Raw genomic sequence first — 15,618 nt, forward strand, 5'->3', positions numbered from 1 at the left:
CACTTGACTTTTGTTAGATAATGAGTTCGAATTTATGTGAACCAAGTAAATATTTTGCAGTGATACTTTAAACCGGTAGCCGGAATCTTTAGTCACTAAGTGTGGATTCTGTCCGTTAACTGCTGTTCTTTAATACTTTTTATAAATGCTGATGGGGTAACGGACATTTCCTTTTTAAAAGCCTCTATAAATTTGCTCTGTGTTGAAAAACCCACAAATTCTGCCAGACTCACTATCTTGTACTTCAGATATTGTGGTTCTTTTCTAATTTTGTTGACCAGATATTTAATCCTTAACTCATTAATGTAGTTATTGAAATCTTTTTGTTTATGGGAATTTATAACTATGGACAGATACTTCACGTTTGTACAGCAATAAATTGACAAGGAAGATAGGGAAATGTTCTTTTGCGTGAACATTATCGAGTTTTCAAAGGTCTCCAGCTTTTTCAGGATCTTTAATTCGACCTGAGGGCTTAAAGTTTTGCTGTTTTCACTAATCTTAGTATTAGCCAAAATCTTATTACTTAAAATTACCTCCCGTGGAAGGTTTCCTGATTTTTCCGAATGGTTCCTTTTGTAGTAAAAGAAAAGCATGGCACTAAGTATGAGCAGAATACACACAGAAGCTAATATTAAAATAATATTATTGTTTTGAAGTTTTTCATTTTCATTTATTAAGCTCGTCTGCTCATTATTTATAAAGAAATTTTTTTTCTCTGCAATAACTTCCGTAAGTGCATCTTCTTTAATTTTTAACTGACTGAATTTTTCGAAATTTTTTTCCAAAGCATAATACTCTTGGGAGGTTTTATAAATTTGTTTCTTCAAGTCCAGATATTGTGTCTTATCCGCTATCTTTTGGGCAAAACCTATGTATGTCTTTGCTTTTTTTATTTCCTTTTTTTTGATGTAAACAGCAGAAATACCACTGTATATAAAACCTTTTAGAAAATTATCCTGAAATTTTTCCAAGAGTCCTGAAGCAAGTGTGTAATGTGACAGTGCTTTATCATATTCTGCCAGATAATAGAAACAGTCACCCAAAAGTCTTTCATTGCTGGCTAAGAAAAGTGCTTGGTTAGTATTCTTTTCCCTGAAGTAAACCTGAGATTTTTCAATCAGCAGAATTGCTTTTTTATAATGTTTTTGATCAATTTCATAATTGGCATTCTCCTGTGCAATTAATCCAAAAATTCTACTTCTGACTTTTGTATCTTCAATTTGTCCCGCCTTTTCAGATGTTTTTTGGATATATGAAGTTGATTGGCTATAAAGTTTTAGCCTTCGGAATTGGGTTGCTAAAAAACCATAGATTTCGGCACTTTGTACCCTGTCATTTGAATTCTTGCATATTTCCCCTGCCTTTACTGCATATTCGACTGCTTGTTTCACTTCCCCAGCTTCCTGCAGGAGAGCAGCGGAGAGCATTAGACTCTTAGCCTTGAAATAGGGTTCCTCTGATGCTGAATACAAAGAATCAGCTATATTCATTGCCTTTCTGAAGTCTTCGTGCGATGTCGTTATATAAGTTTTCGTGTAAATCCTATTGAAATCACTTTTGTTTTGCGAAGACAATTGCAAAGATAAAAAGGAGAGAAGAATAAAAATGATAAACTTCATATAGGTTTACAACTAAGGTTAAAAAAACGGATTAAACGGCAGATGGTAAATATAGTAAATTAAATTTCTGCTTAGGTGCAAGAAAACAATATCTGAAATTCTCAGGCAATTTTCCACCAAAAAATCATAAAATTCTTAGTTTTTCTATAGATACTGAAAAATCTATTTTAGGACTGAATATTATTTCTATTCTATACAGTGGTGAGTAATTATTGTCTTAACATCTTGTAAATCATGCATAATGATCTTGTTTTATCATTACCTTTTTCAGGAAAAGGGGATGTTTACTGCTTGTGTCTAACTTAATATCCTATTAGGTTTGGGAAACATTTAAAATTGATTCAGGTAATAAAATTTACATGAAAGTCAATAGTTATACAAATGGTATGAGATGATGAAGAAAAGTCCAGATTTAAAAAAATTAGATAAAAATATTATGAAAAAATTACTACTTCCTTGTTTTATTTTTTTAGGAATTATAGCAAACGCACAGGTGTACGATACAAATCAAAATTTTGACAGTACTCTTGCAGGAGTATATTATTTTGGAGGCGGTGGCGTTACTACCAATTCGAATTCTTGCAGTGGTGGGCTGTCTTATGCAAAAACATATAGCTCAACTGCTCCAGAAGGTGGTGTGTACCTATCTCCTTCAGATTTGGGACAGATTAATAACGGGAAAGCCGTTAGTATTACATTTCGCATAAAAAAAACAGGCACGATGGTCGGTAAACTCCTGTTGTTTACAAGAATAAAAACAGGAAGCACCTGGGGAAATGCCGTCTATTATGCAGTGGACGGATCAGATATAAATCCCATGAATCCAAATGTAACCTCTAGTACTTTGGATTGTGTAACTTTCACAGGGACAATTCCCGAAGGCGCACTTACAATAGGTACTGAATATGGTATTGGTGTTGATTTTTACAAAACAAGTTCCGGAAATGGAGGGCTTAATATTGATGATTTAAATATCGTTCAGGCTTCCTCTACCTTGTCTGTTTCGGAAGCAGGAAAAGAGCATGCTGTCATATACCCTACACCATTCCATGATGTGGTAAATATTTCCAGTTTAAAAAATGTAAAATCAGTTTCTATTAATGATGCTAGCGGAAGACAGGTAAAATCCATTTTACCAAACAAGGAGATAAATCTAAGTGATCTTAAAAATGGAGTTTATTTTATAAATCTTCATATGGAGGACGGAAGTACCAAAAATTATAAAACTTTCAAAAAATAAAACTGCTTTCTGTTGAATGTTCTCAAGATAATTCATCTGCCAACGAAGTCCGAACCCTAACTTTAGTTAGGAACTGCGAATGATGAAATTTATTCCGAAAGCCTGCCAATGAAATTACAATATACTTTCCACTTTATAGGATTAACAGTCAAAATATTAAATACAAGTACAATTTATATAATTTCCGAATTAATTCAACAATTTTATTTTTTCATTAACAAATACTACTTTTTTTTGTGGTATGTAGCATTTTGCAGTATATTTATAAATAAGAAATATACTTATCCAGAAGTACTTTTCCCTGATTTAGTTGCCATTAAAACAGAAAAATTATCAAAGATTTATTAAAATTGCAATGAGTATTTTATTAACACTTACATCCTATATAAAACACATAAACCCATATGACTAAAAGTCTCTACTTTTTATTATTGCTAATTATCGGAGTTTCTTGTTCTGATTCTAATAAAAGAGAAAAATCAATTCAAACAAAGATTGATCAACTACAAAGATCACAGGATTCTATTAATCCCTTAAAAGTTATTAAAATAGCAAAAGAAATTAAAAAAGATGCTGAATTCCAGAATTATAGCGAAGGTATTTCAGAATGCAATATTATACTAATGAATACTTTAGCTAATACAGGAAAGAATAAAGACGCAATACAGCTTGGCAAAGAAAATGAAAAATATATAAAAAAAATAAAAAATAATTACCGTGCCTGTATTAATTATAGAATTTTAGGAGCTGCTTATTTAAATATTGGTTTATCAGATGAAGGGCAAAACTGCCTAAATAAAGCTTTAAAATATAATGAGGGTATATCAAAACACAACCAAAAATATTATGAATTAGCACTAGTATACAGTGGTTTGGCAACCGCCGAAAAAATAAGAACAAACTCTCCGGAACTTATCCAAACAAAATACCTGAAAGAACTTTGGGCAATTCAGCAAATAGATGATGGTAAAACATATGAAATCCAAAAAAATAATTTATTATCATTTCTATATATGAATATGGGAGTACTTAATGTTCAGCAGCAAAAAACAAAAGAAGCTGAACAATATTTCCGTAAAGCTTTGGATATCTGCACAAAATACAATCTAAAAAGAAATACTCCACTCATGCTACATAATGAAACAGCATGGCTGTTATTTGATCAGAAAAAATATGACAGCTGTATTTCACACGCCCAAAAAGGAATTGTTTTTGAAAAGAATAACAGTAAACCCATCATCAGAAGAGATCTGTATGAAGTATTATATAAATCTTATACAGAAAAAGATGATGCTCAGAACTCCTCAAAATATGGTAAACTCTATATGAAGCTTAATGACAGTATGATTGATGCAGAGCAACGCGCTATCAATGCACCTGTTAAAAATATTATTGCAGAAAAAAATGAAGAGCATAAAAGTAATCTTACTTACATTTTAATAATTATAGGAAGCGTACTTCTTATAGTATCTCTTTTCATCTTCCTATTATGGCGAAGAAACCAGAAAATTTTTCATTCACGATACAAAAACATTATCAGTCAATTAAAAAATGAAGAAATTAATAGTTTACAGTCATCTGCATCAGACACCATCGACAGTTCGAGAGTTTCATCCACTGCCGATAAGAATATTAACATTCAAGACAGTACTATTAATACGATTCTTCAAAAACTGGATAAGTTTGAAAAATCGAAAAAATTCCTAAAAAAAGATATTAATATGACTTCTTTAGCGAGTTCTCTGGACACCAATCCACGTTACCTTTCAGAGATTATCAAACAATATAAAGAGAAAAATTTCAATAATTACCTTAATGGATTAAGGATCCAATACATTATGCAGCTTTTATACAAAGAACCTATTTATAGAGAATATAAGATCACTTATCTGGCAGAATATTGCGGCTTTGCATCCAGAGAAGTATTTGCAATAGCCTTTAAAAAAGAAACCGGAGTAACTCCTTCATATTTTATTGAGCAACTAAGAGCTAATTAATGAAGCCGTTTTGGTTATAATTCCCTTCATCCCAATTAAAATAAAAATATTTTTTTCCACTTAGCAACTGTATTACGGCTTAATTTAAAGTGCTTTGCCACTTGTATATTATTCAGTTTATTTTTTTTCTGATATCGTAAAATTTCCAGAATTGTATCCTGGTTGTAAGAACGGTGTTTCTGATTGAGGGATGTAGTATCTTTATTATTGTCTTTGAATAAGATATTGTTCAGAGTTATAACATCCAATTCTGATAATCTTTCCTTGCTTAAAATTATTTTACATTCTTTTCTATCGGGAAATTTTTCGGCAATCAGATCACTATAAATTCTTTTATAATCGGGAGTTGTCATTTTCATAATATGTGTTATTGTATTTTTTAACTTTTATATTTACTTATCCATTTATACAAAGTGGTTTTGGGGATTTTATATTCTCTGATGACCTGTTCCTTCGTCTTATCTCCGTTATTGATCTTTTCTAAAATAAAATATATAATTTCTCTAGTATAAATATTTTTCCGGAAATGCGGTAATGCAGATTTATCTTTTACCGGAATACTGAAATTAAAACCGGAGGGAGGAGAATAAAAAATTAAATGCTGTGAGTATATTCTGAAAAAATCATATCCCAGAAGCTTAGACCATTTAAGAAGATCTCCTGCTCCCAAATCATCCTTTTGGTACATCTCCAGAATTTCCTTTTCTGTACAGCTAAAAAATTTACAGATGCGATCTGTTTCGATCTGGCATTCCTCGACCCGGAGCTTAATTAAATTTCCGATGTTTATTTCTTTAAAACTTATCATTTTTTATAGTCGTAATAATTCAAAATTAATTTTAAGCGTATCAAAATTCTATCGATACTCTTCGAAACTAATATATATAAATTACTATCAATCTTATTATAGTACATAACATGAATGCAGAATTTTTTCCTAATATTTCAACAAATAAATACCGAATAAAACTTTAGCCAAAAACTTATTTTACAAAAAACATTACTTGATAATCAAATAATTAACGAATAAACAATCCAAATAATATCAGAATAAATATCAACAACAATTCAGTAAAAGACCCCTAGAGTTTATACTTTTACCAAACTTTCTACAGTCAATATAAACATGCCTACTAATTAAATATTATGAAAAAAATTCTACTGCTTTATTCCATCTTAGTTTTTCAATTTTACTTTTCCCAATCTCAAAATGCGATCAAAGAAAGTTTGTTGGGTAGTAATTCAATATTTATCTGTTCCGGTATACTTTTAAGTTTAGTAGTTATATTATTTTGGCAGATATGGAGACGAAACAAAAAAACATTTGACAACAATATTTCTACTGCCGATACTATTTTACTGGAAAGACCTGAAGAAAATAATGATCCAAATAACTTAATCGAAGAAACCGAAAAAAACTACTGTATCTCAAGCGAAACCGCAAACACTATAGCTAAAAAACTGGCAAGATTCGAAAAAGACCAAAAATTTCTAAAAAAAGATATTACTTTAACATGGGTTGCCAATTATATGAATACGAACACCAAGTACCTTTCTGAAACCATTAAAATATACAGAGGAAAAAATTTCAATAGTTATATTAATGGACTCAGGATAAGCTACATTACCCATATGTTATACAAAAAGCCTGAATATAGAGAGTATAAAATAGTTGCTCTTGCGAAAGAATGCGGATATTCTTCTTCTCAGGTATTTGTTATTGCCTTTAAAAAAGAAAATGGAATTCCTCCATCATATTTTATCGATAATCTTAAAGCTCAGAAACCAACATCCCTTCAGTAAAAATAAACACGTAATATTGTATGTATTGCATTTACCCTATTCTTTCACCATTAACTGCTCAAGTATTAAGCTCTCTTTCCAGTATTACTTTTTATACACCGCCATTTCAATTCTAATTTCCGGTTATATAACTCTCTGTCAGAAATAAATAGTGAAGTTATTGACGTATTGCAAAATTGCCGGAACCTTGCCTATCTTATCGCTATATTTGTTATAGATAACATTGAAAGGATAATTTATATTAAGGTTTCATGTATTATGAGTATTAAAAATATAATTCCGTTTTGCGGTCAAATAATTTATCTCCGGAAAAATATAAACTCTTCATTCAGCAAAAGCACACTTTGAAAAAACTTGAAATATCATCAAACAAATTAAAAAATTATGACTAAAAGCTTCTATTTTTTATTATTACTTATTCTCGGAATTTCGTGCTCCAATCCGACAGAAAAACAAAAAACAGCTGAAGAAAAATTTCAGAAAAAAGAGATTACCAAGCTCGACCAGCTGGAGTTTTCCGGCAGTCCTCAAATGATAATCAAAACGGCAGAAGAATACAAACAATATGCAAAAAAAATAAACTATAATTATGGCATATTTAAATGTAATATGTCTTTAATATTTGCTTATAATGCTACCGGTAAATATAAAGAAGCAACTTTAATAGGAAAAGAAAATGATACTTTAATAAATAAAATAAAAGCAGACTATTTTGTTTGTCTTAATTATGCAAATGTAGCTTCAGCCTATTCCTATTTAGGATTACTCGATGAAGCCGAGAACTGTCTGAATAAAGCATTGGTATATAACGAAAAATTAAAAAATGGGAATGATAAATACTATTCGTTAGGTGTAATATATAGTGGTTTTGCTTTTGTAGAAGGTATGAAAGGAGAATCTTCACCCAATTTGGATAAAGTGCAAAAAAGTTATCTAAAGCAATTATCGGCGCTTCTGCAGGTAGATGAGAATGATAAAAAAATGACGCAGAAAAAAAATGCGCAATTATCGATGCTTTATCTAAATTTGGGTATTACAAGCAGTGAACTGAAAAATCCACAGGAAGCAGAAAGTTATTTTCATAAGGCTCTGGACATTTGTAGAAAATATAAGTTTACCAATAATAATACTCCTCTTTTCGCAAACACTGAAATAGCACGGTTATTTCTGGATCAGAAAAAATATGACAGTTGCATAGTACATGCTCAAAAGGCAATTATACTTGAGAAAAAAAGCTCTTCACCAGAAATAAGAAGCGATCTTTTTCAAATACTTTACGAATCCAGTTTAGCGAAAGGTGATCGGGAAACCTCCGGGAAGTACACCAATCTTTATATAAAACTGAATGACAGTATGATGAATGCTGAAAAAAGAGGGATTAATGCTCCTGTAAAAGTAATCATAGAAAATAAAGAAAAAGAAAAAAACAGCACTGTGAAAAATGTAATTTTCATATCTGCAGTGATATCCGTTATACTTTTATTATGTGGCTGGTTATTCTGGAAGAGAAGAAACAAAAAACTGAAGGAAGATTATGAAAAACTTATTGAGAAATCAAAATACGTCAATCAAAACGCTGGAATTTCAATAAAAAATACTTCAAACAATGATCCTGCAAATATTTTATTAAATAAATTAAATAATTTTGAAAAACTGAAACAGTTCCTTAACACTGACATTACTCTAAACTCCCTTGCCAGCCAGCTTGAAATAGCCCCGGATCAGCTTTCTGAAATTCTCAGACAATATAAATTCAAAACATTCAATAATTACATCAATGATTTAAGAATCAATCATATTGTTTTCCTTTTATATTCTGACAGTAGACTCAGAATACACAAAGAAAACTATTTTGTTGATATTTCAGGTTTTAATTCAAAATCTGAATTTATGTACGCATTTAGGAAAGCTACGGGAATCCCGTTTTCTTATTTTTTAAAAAAAATACAGAAAAATTAAATTTATTGATATTAACCTGTTTTGAAAATCTTAAAATTCCGTTCATAGGAATACTCAAAACTTTTATTTAATTAATAAAATTATCTTTCCAACAAAAAAGCAAATGCTATTCAGCATTTGCTTTTGTTAACTCATCAACTAAAAATTAAACTTTTCTCGTCAAAGACAGGAAAATTTTCTTCTGTCCCGATACTTCCATACACCACCACTTTAATTCGTACCATCTGTAAGTAGTAGCATTTACCTGTACCTGAAGATTGGTAGTTTCCACTTCTGCATTAGCCGTATTCCAGAATACAATATTATTTTGATCAACACCACGCCATCCGGCAGCATTATTACCATCATTCCAGTTACCTGTGAATGTAGTGGCGGCAAAAGGACATGGTGATAAAGTCTGATTCAGGTTTGTTCTGTTTTCGTTTACCTGGGTGGCAAAAGATTGATAACTTATCAACAGAGAAGATGAAGATACATTCTCAATGATTGGATTGTAATAGGTTGAATCATTACCTAGTAAATCCATCTGAATTCCATCGATCGTGGGAAGAGGAGTAAGCCCATTGGCAGTTACATAAGCTCCTAACCTAAAATTACCGCTGCCTACAGTAGCCGTTGCATTCGGTACAGAATAAGTTGCTGTAATACTTGATCCTACGGAGAGTGCTCCTCCTCCCCCTGATGTAGAAGGCAGACCGGTAACATATCCCAATACACCATTGGCATCGGCAACTACCGTTCTTGTAGCTGTAAAGGTTTGATCCTGCGAAGCGGATGCATTTCCTGAAGAATTTGTATTGATTGCATTAGCTGCACCATTCAAAGGCAATGTTCTCAGCCTTGTAATACCTCCATTATCCAATTTTTCGGTTGGCGTAGCAGTATTTATGCCTATATTCCCAGTTCCTGTAATCAACATTCTTTGCACTCCTAAAGCACCTCCACCCGGACTGGTTGAAAATACTATGGGAGAAGCGGCATCTGTTGCATTTGTATTGATTGCTAATGAAGTCGCCTCACCTGTTGCCTGTATTTGAGTTGAACTGTCAGGAAAAGCCTGAAAATATAAACGCGTAGTGTGTCCGTTTCCATTTTGATCTGCACCAGTTGCACCTATTGATGCATCTCCGTAGATTGAAGAAGTTAGCCCCTTCTGCATTAAATAGCCATATGTAGTCCATTGTGTTTCTTGATCAGAACCAAGAAATCTCAGCGATTTTCCTCCTTGTGTTAAAGTTCTATTTCCGGTGAGCGTACCATCTCCCGTATAGATATTGGTATCCTGCATTTTCTGCCACAAAGTACCATCAAAAGTATAATAACCCGTAGTCGTTATATTAACTCTCTGTCCCGCAGCCGTTCCTCCGGAAACATCTGTAATATAGATCTGTGCACCTTGCTGGTTGGTTCCGTACGTTGCCGTATTAGCTGTAAGCTCTGCTCTGGTAAGACGCGGTGCCTGTAACCCGATGAGCTGTGTGTTATCTACAATATTACCGCTTGTATCTCTTTTGGCACTTACATCCATTGTTGTTTTTGGAGCTGTTGTGTTTACTCCGATCTGAGCTGAAACTGTTGCGCTTAAGAATAAAAACGCTGCTGGTAATAATCCAAAATTTTTCATTTTAGTGTTTGTTTAAAAAATTGTTAAAAAAAATGTTTTTCTGTTTATTTAATTTATTGATTAAGTTGTGTTACAGTAACAGAACCCAGAATAACAATATTATTGGCGGTGCTATTACACTGATAAACTATTCTTATTTTATCGCCAGCATTTAAAGCGCTTGTCCAATACAATTTGTTTCCGTTATCTAAATCTGCACCTAGATTGTTTGATGAGGTATCATTCAATACAGTTGTCCAAGTGGTACCCCCATCGGTACTTTTTTGGATACGTGCAATAGTAAACCACGAACCGGCTTCTGTTGTATGTAAGTGTGAAGATTGCATAGCGATAATATATATACCTCCTTGACCGGCAGGTATTGTAAAGACATTGGAAGTCCAAGCATTATATACATCCAGATATTCAACAGAAAAATTTCCCACCAAATTATTACTATTGCCTATATTCTGAGTTCCCGGAACCCCTGCACTTACGACTAATTTTGGTACTCCCGGAGATGAAGGTGTCCCTGCAACATAACCCAATACTCCGTTAGCATCAGCAACGACGGTTCTGGTTGCAGTAAATGTTTGATCCCGCGATGCCGATGCCGAACCTCCTGACGTTGTAAAAATGGCATTGGTTGCCCCATCCAAAGGAAGAGCTCTCAATCTCGTATTACCATTTACATCCAACAATTCAGTAGAAAGGTTTTGGGTAGCGATTCCCACGTTTCCTACAGATGAGATCCTCATCCTTTCGGTGCCGGCAACACCTGAAGTTGGTGTCGTAGAAAAACTTACAAAACCTGGTGCATTGGTAAATGAATTTCCAAGTGCTAATCCTGTACTGCTACCGGTAGTCACTATTTGTGCTATTGAATTTTTATCAACAAACAGATCCAGTGTGCTGCCACTGGCATCAAACCTCATTGAAGCTCTTGTTCCGGTTCCCGCAGTCTGTTGATATATTCCGTTACTCGGATAAAACACAGTAGATTGGCTAGTTCCGTTAAATTGGAGAGAATAGCCATTTTGTGTCAAAACACGGTTTCCGGTAAGTGAACCGTTTCCTGTATAGATATTGGTATCCTGCATTTTCTGCCACAAAGTACCATCAAAAGTATAATAACCCGTAGTCGTTATATTAACTCTCTGTCCCGCAGCCGTTCCTCCGGATACATCTGTAATGTAAATCTGTGCTCCTTTTTGGTTCGCACCATACGTTGCTGTATTAGCCGTAAGCTCTGCTCTGGTAAGACGCGGTGCCTGTAACCCGATGAGCTGTGTGTTATCTACAATATTACCGCTTGTATCTCTTTTGGCACTTATATCCATTGTGGAATTGGGAGCTGTTGTATTTACTCCGACCTGTGCCGATAAATTTGCTGCTGTCACTAGAAATGCTGCGCTCGCAAATAATTTAATGTGTTTCATTTTAGTGTTTGTTAAAAAATGTTTTTCTGTTTATTTAATTATATTTTACTGTATTTAGTACAGTTATAATGTCAAACTGGCTATTAATTTCCAATGATTTTATTGATCATTGTACCTGAAATGTAAGTCCTGTACAACTTTCCCCTCCTATGGTTACATTGATAGAGGTCATGCCGGAGGCTACTGGTGTACCGTTTATATTGTATACTATATTTCCTGCTCCTGTATTGAAACTTCCTGCCGGAAGCGTGAAGGTAAGCCCGTTCTGTGTAAAGCCTTGCGCCGCATAGTTTCCTCCGTTGCCTCCTGTATAGGGTACTGTAAGTGTACCTGTATAAGCCTGTCCCTGAGTAGCCGTCGTAGGATTGAATACTACAGAGCCACACGTAAGTGATGCTACTGTACCGTTTCCATCTGTGCTTCCTACAAGACATCCTGACCATCCTGTCGGATTCCCTCCATACGTTTTCACACAATACTCTGATATATCATAGATCATCATCCCTGGTTGAGGATTGGCAATTACGCTGACATTAGCTACTCTATTAAGATAGAGTGCTTTATTAGAAGCAGCGAGATCAAGGTCGGCACTCGTATGAGGTGTATTAGTATCTATGCCCACCTGGCTGTAGGAAATCACTCCTAATATAAGCGCCAAGCCTGTTGTTAATTTTTTTAATATTTTATATCTCATTTTTGTTTTTTTTTAGATTACACCAAACCTTACTATTGATAACTTTATGGCTTTCCACTTTATAGAAAACCACCCGAAATAAAGCATGTAAGGTTTGGTATCTTATATAATTCTCTTACCTCTGTATGAAATAATATTTATCACTCCTGAATGCAGCGTACAGATTTACCCCTATCTATTTCAGCATTACCTGTATTACCCGGGTTCACAGTACTATTCATTAAAGTATTTGTGCCATTGTTTGCGGCAATATAACCATCCGCTACCGAATAGACAGGAACAGATGAATTAAATGTATCTCCGGTTCTATCACTTTCTCCTGCATTAGTTAACCTTAATTTTTTAGTTGTTGAATATATTCCACCACTGCCAGATGCAGTAATCACAGCCTGCCATTCCGTTGCTATCGGTACTTTAAAACCTTGAGGGCACGGATTGTTGGGGGAAGAAGCCAACCACCTGTCAGCTTTGGGTGGTACGGTGATGGATGTCCACTCAGCAGGACTGTAAGTAGGTGTTGAAAATATAGTATAAGGATGAGTGGGATTCCAGGTCGCCACTTGTCCATATACATATCCATATTTAAAAGTCCCTGTACTTGTACCACTAATATATCTTTCCATAAGTTCATGCCCATCAGCTTTTCTACCCCATTGCAATAGAGAGCCCATAGCATTTATATCTGTTGTACTTGTTGCCTGCTGTGTCAGGTTAAATGCCGGGTGATCCAGATTAGCATAATTTGCCCCAAGGTTGTTGTTCAGCCATATTTTGCCATCTTCAGCTTGTACCGGAAGATAAAGGAAGTTGTGTTCATATTTGCCGGCGTTGTCTATCTGCCCAAACATTCTGTCAGGGATGCCCGGTATATCGCGCAACTGATAAGCAGTGAGTGCTCCTGCCTGGTTATATGGATATTGGAAAGTTCCTAATAACAATCCCAGGTAATCGTTTCCTATCCCTGCATTGATGTCTAATTTCTTGGCATTCAAAGTTCCTCCAATAGCTTTTATAGTAGCAACAAGAGCTGTATTGGAAGTTGTAAGGGTCTGTGAAGCCCAGGATAATTGTACCTGTCTGGATATGCCATCCTGTGTAAGGTTTGCAGGGACTGTGATCGTATTGCTCCATGCAGCTACACTCCCACCACTTCCCGTTACGGTAGCCGGTATATATACCGTAATCCCCGTAGTTGTGATGCTACCCTGTACATCCACCAAAAGATCTGCAGTTCCATCTGCATTTATTACAGAAGTATTTGCAGGAGCTATAGGTGCTGTATAAGGTAAATAATCATTATCGTTTACAGAGGCTATCCAATACCGGCTGCTTTGTGCCAGTATAACAGTTCCCGGCAATACATTGACCGGATTACCTGCTGCAGGGTTTACTGTTAACGAAATAGCGTTGGCTCCGGAGCAGTTTTGCCCGCCAAAAGCAATACTTACAGCAGTCGTTCCTGCGGTAACAGGTGTTCCTGTGATATTGTAGACTGCATTACCATTCCCATTAGCAAAAACACCTACAGGAAGTGTGAAAGTGAGACCGTTCTGTGTAAAGCTTTGTGCTGCGTAAATTCCGCCATTACCTCCAGTATATGGAACAGTCAATGTTCCTGTGTAAGGCTGACCTACTGTTGCAAAAGCCGGCGTAAAATAAGCGGCAGCGCAGTTGATAGCTGTCACCATACCCGTAGATCCATACCCAGTAAGGCAGGAAGACCATGAAGCCGGATTACTTTGATAAGCTTTTATACATTTATCTGTAAGGTCATAGATCATCATTCCCGGCTGGGGATTTGCTATTGTAGCTGTATTAGCTACCCTATTAAGATAGAGTGCTTTGTTGTTTGATCCCAGCTCAAGACTGGCACTGGCATGAGGTGTAGTAGTATTGATACCCACCTGGCTGTAAACAGCCATACTTACGGTGAGTACAATTGTCGTTATAATTTTTTTCATTTGTTGTTTTTAGTAAAAAATTTATTTAAAAAGTTATTTTTCTTTTTTTTAAATAGTAGCTGCTTTCTTTTATAATCAAATTCTATAAAGTAAGAAGGTTCTTCACTGTACGAACCACTTTTTAGAAAGTTTACAAACCAATATTCCCACTTGAGGGCATGAAATGATCTTATGCTCAAACAGCTCTATAAGTTCCTGTTTTGTTTTCCCTAATATTATCGTTGATTGGAAATTGAGAGCTTTCTGTTTTTCCAGAATGTATTTTTATTCATTTGTATAGTGTGTTTTAAATATTTTATATTTTTTTCCAAAGGTTTAAGTATTCCGTTTTTTATAAAAAGGAAGCCTCCATATTGATTTCCTCTGACAATAGGAGGCTTCATAACAAAAACTCAGTGAAAAAAATTATACTTATTGTTGTTTATCAGATGACACTAAAGGATGACTTTACTGGCATAGGATATTATTGTAGATCATTCACTTTTGACGTTCCGGAATCCATTTTTGTGGTCACCAATGTCAACTTTGACATTCCTTACGCCAAATTTGACATACCATAACGTCATTTTTGACGCTAACAACCTCATTTTTGGCGTGGCTGACGTCAAAAATGACGCTAACTGCCACATTTTTGACGTTACCTGACCTCATCATTGGAGTTCCTGACGTCAAAAGGTATTTTTTATTCCTTTGGAGCTTCTGTAGTATCTGTATTTTGAGAAGCCGTTCTGTTAAAGAACTGTTTCAATTCTTCAGATTTTGTATGAAATCCCGGACTTCCAGAGTCGTTTCGGTATTTGGTATATTGATAATCTATCAGAGAAGCCTGATAGTTGTCCCAGTCATGCATCAGCTTAGCATTATCAAGCCCTCTTGAAAGTTCGTTGAGCGATGCTGTTAAAGATTGCAAAAGATTTCGGCTTTCAAAATCTTTAGTAAACTCATCCCAGTCTATTTCCGGACTGGATAATGCGGGATCAGAATCCCTGAAATCTTTTACTTTGTTGATGATAAGCTTATTCTGCTCATTCACACTGCCATACTGCTGGCGTTCCTCGGAAGTAAGCACTGCTGTTTTTCCTGATAATGATTCTTGTAACGCTGCTAAAGCATTCAATACTTCTGATTTTTCCGTATCGGAAAAATGTCTGTTTTCGAAATTTAAAAAAGGCATTTGCTATATAATTTTTTTATGTTTTTGTGTTGTTTTTTTGTGTTTTATAAGGATAATATCTGTGAGAGAAATTCTCCGGCAGCTTCGCGTTCAGGGTAAAAATTTGGATGAACATTCTGTTTTATG

The 15,618-nt window shown here is 34.6% G+C and carries 12 protein-coding genes; 4 read left to right on the plus strand and 8 right to left on the minus strand.

Going from position 1 to position 15,618, the window contains the following annotated elements; all coding sequences use genetic code 11:
- Nucleotides 1-95: 95 nt before the first annotated feature.
- Nucleotides 96-1,493, minus strand: a complete 1,398-nt coding sequence (locus ABD745_RS12465; RefSeq protein ID WP_344830234.1) for a helix-turn-helix domain-containing protein — start codon at nucleotides 1,491-1,493, stop codon at nucleotides 96-98.
- Nucleotides 1,494-2,058: 565 nt separating this feature from the next.
- Between ABD745_RS12465 and ABD745_RS12470 the strand changes: the two genes are divergently transcribed.
- Both ABD745_RS12470 and ABD745_RS12475 read left to right on the plus strand, forming a co-directional pair.
- Nucleotides 2,059-2,862 carry a T9SS type A sorting domain-containing protein gene (locus ABD745_RS12470; protein ID WP_344830236.1) on the plus strand — a complete coding sequence of 268 codons (804 nt, stop codon included), beginning with the start codon at nucleotides 2,059-2,061 and terminating at the stop codon, nucleotides 2,860-2,862.
- Between the two features lie 404 nt (nucleotides 2,863-3,266).
- Nucleotides 3,267-4,859 carry a helix-turn-helix domain-containing protein gene (locus tag ABD745_RS12475; protein WP_344830238.1) on the plus strand — a complete coding sequence of 531 codons (1,593 nt, stop codon included), beginning with the start codon at nucleotides 3,267-3,269 and terminating at the stop codon, nucleotides 4,857-4,859.
- A 35-nt stretch (nucleotides 4,860-4,894) separates the two neighbouring features.
- On the opposite strand, the gene ABD745_RS12480 is transcribed toward ABD745_RS12475, so the two are convergent.
- Nucleotides 4,895-5,218: a helix-turn-helix domain-containing protein gene (locus ABD745_RS12480; RefSeq protein WP_344830240.1), complete on the minus strand. Its 324-nt coding sequence runs from the start codon at nucleotides 5,216-5,218 to the stop codon at nucleotides 4,895-4,897.
- 20 nt (nucleotides 5,219-5,238) lie between these two features.
- A complete protein-coding gene (locus ABD745_RS12485) occupies nucleotides 5,239-5,667 on the minus strand; it encodes a transposase (protein ID WP_344830241.1) in 429 nt (142 codons plus the stop codon).
- A 338-nt stretch (nucleotides 5,668-6,005) separates the two neighbouring features.
- On the opposite strand from ABD745_RS12485, the gene ABD745_RS12490 reads away from it, so the two are divergent.
- Together ABD745_RS12490 and ABD745_RS12495 are read left to right on the plus strand one after the other, a co-directional pair.
- On the plus strand, nucleotides 6,006-6,662 hold the full coding sequence (locus ABD745_RS12490; protein WP_344830243.1) for a helix-turn-helix domain-containing protein: 657 nt from the start codon (nucleotides 6,006-6,008) through the stop codon (nucleotides 6,660-6,662).
- A gap of 384 nt (nucleotides 6,663-7,046) precedes the next feature.
- On the plus strand, nucleotides 7,047-8,621 hold the full coding sequence (locus tag ABD745_RS12495; RefSeq protein WP_344830244.1) for a tetratricopeptide repeat protein: 1,575 nt from the start codon (nucleotides 7,047-7,049) through the stop codon (nucleotides 8,619-8,621).
- A 145-nt stretch (nucleotides 8,622-8,766) separates the two neighbouring features.
- Here ABD745_RS12495 and ABD745_RS12500 read toward each other — a convergent pair whose 3' ends face one another.
- The 5 genes from ABD745_RS12500 to ABD745_RS12520 all read right to left on the minus strand — a co-directional run bounded on the left by ABD745_RS12500 (nucleotide 8,767) and on the right by ABD745_RS12520 (nucleotide 15,492).
- Entirely contained in the window at nucleotides 8,767-10,245 is a 1,479-nt protein-coding gene (locus tag ABD745_RS12500) for a hypothetical protein (RefSeq protein ID WP_344830246.1), read from the minus strand.
- Between the two features lie 53 nt (nucleotides 10,246-10,298).
- Nucleotides 10,299-11,663, minus strand: coding sequence for a hypothetical protein (locus ABD745_RS12505; RefSeq protein WP_344830248.1), 1,365 nt, complete (start codon nucleotides 11,661-11,663; stop codon nucleotides 10,299-10,301).
- A 106-nt stretch (nucleotides 11,664-11,769) separates the two neighbouring features.
- The gene (locus ABD745_RS12510; RefSeq protein ID WP_344830250.1) at nucleotides 11,770-12,357 is read right to left on the minus strand and encodes a hypothetical protein; all 588 of its coding nucleotides are present in this window, start codon (nucleotides 12,355-12,357) and stop codon (nucleotides 11,770-11,772) included.
- A gap of 140 nt (nucleotides 12,358-12,497) precedes the next feature.
- On the minus strand, nucleotides 12,498-14,318 hold the full coding sequence (locus ABD745_RS12515; RefSeq protein ID WP_344830253.1) for a hypothetical protein: 1,821 nt from the start codon (nucleotides 14,316-14,318) through the stop codon (nucleotides 12,498-12,500).
- Between the two features lie 682 nt (nucleotides 14,319-15,000).
- Nucleotides 15,001-15,492: a hypothetical protein gene (locus ABD745_RS12520; protein WP_344830255.1), complete on the minus strand. Its 492-nt coding sequence runs from the start codon at nucleotides 15,490-15,492 to the stop codon at nucleotides 15,001-15,003.
- Between the last annotated feature and the right edge of the window lie 126 nt (nucleotides 15,493-15,618).

Origin of the sequence: Chryseobacterium ginsenosidimutans (genome assembly GCF_039536845.1) — a bacterium.
GTDB lineage: Bacteria > Bacteroidota > Bacteroidia > Flavobacteriales > Weeksellaceae > Chryseobacterium > Chryseobacterium ginsenosidimutans_B.

Excerpts from the sequence above, each read along its gene's own strand:
- ABD745_RS12465 (WP_344830234.1), bottom strand. The coding sequence starts at position 1,493 with ATGAATATAGCTGATTCTTTGTATTCAGCATCAGAGGAACCCTATTTC.
- ABD745_RS12470 (WP_344830236.1), top strand. The coding sequence starts at position 2,059 with ATGAAAAAATTACTACTTCCTTGTTTTATTTTTTTAGGAATTATAGCA.
- ABD745_RS12475 (WP_344830238.1), top strand. The coding sequence starts at position 3,267 with ATGACTAAAAGTCTCTACTTTTTATTATTGCTAATTATCGGAGTTTCT.
- ABD745_RS12480 (WP_344830240.1), bottom strand. The coding sequence starts at position 5,218 with ATGAAAATGACAACTCCCGATTATAAAAGAATTTATAGTGATCTGATT.
- ABD745_RS12485 (WP_344830241.1), bottom strand. The coding sequence starts at position 5,667 with ATGATAAGTTTTAAAGAAATAAACATCGGAAATTTAATTAAGCTCCGG.
- ABD745_RS12490 (WP_344830243.1), top strand. The coding sequence starts at position 6,006 with ATGAAAAAAATTCTACTGCTTTATTCCATCTTAGTTTTTCAATTTTAC.
- ABD745_RS12495 (WP_344830244.1), top strand. The coding sequence starts at position 7,047 with ATGACTAAAAGCTTCTATTTTTTATTATTACTTATTCTCGGAATTTCG.
- ABD745_RS12500 (WP_344830246.1), bottom strand. The coding sequence starts at position 10,245 with ATGAAAAATTTTGGATTATTACCAGCAGCGTTTTTATTCTTAAGCGCA.
- ABD745_RS12505 (WP_344830248.1), bottom strand. The coding sequence starts at position 11,663 with ATGAAACACATTAAATTATTTGCGAGCGCAGCATTTCTAGTGACAGCA.
- ABD745_RS12510 (WP_344830250.1), bottom strand. The coding sequence starts at position 12,357 with ATGAGATATAAAATATTAAAAAAATTAACAACAGGCTTGGCGCTTATA.
- ABD745_RS12515 (WP_344830253.1), bottom strand. The coding sequence starts at position 14,318 with ATGAAAAAAATTATAACGACAATTGTACTCACCGTAAGTATGGCTGTT.
- ABD745_RS12520 (WP_344830255.1), bottom strand. The coding sequence starts at position 15,492 with ATGCCTTTTTTAAATTTCGAAAACAGACATTTTTCCGATACGGAAAAA.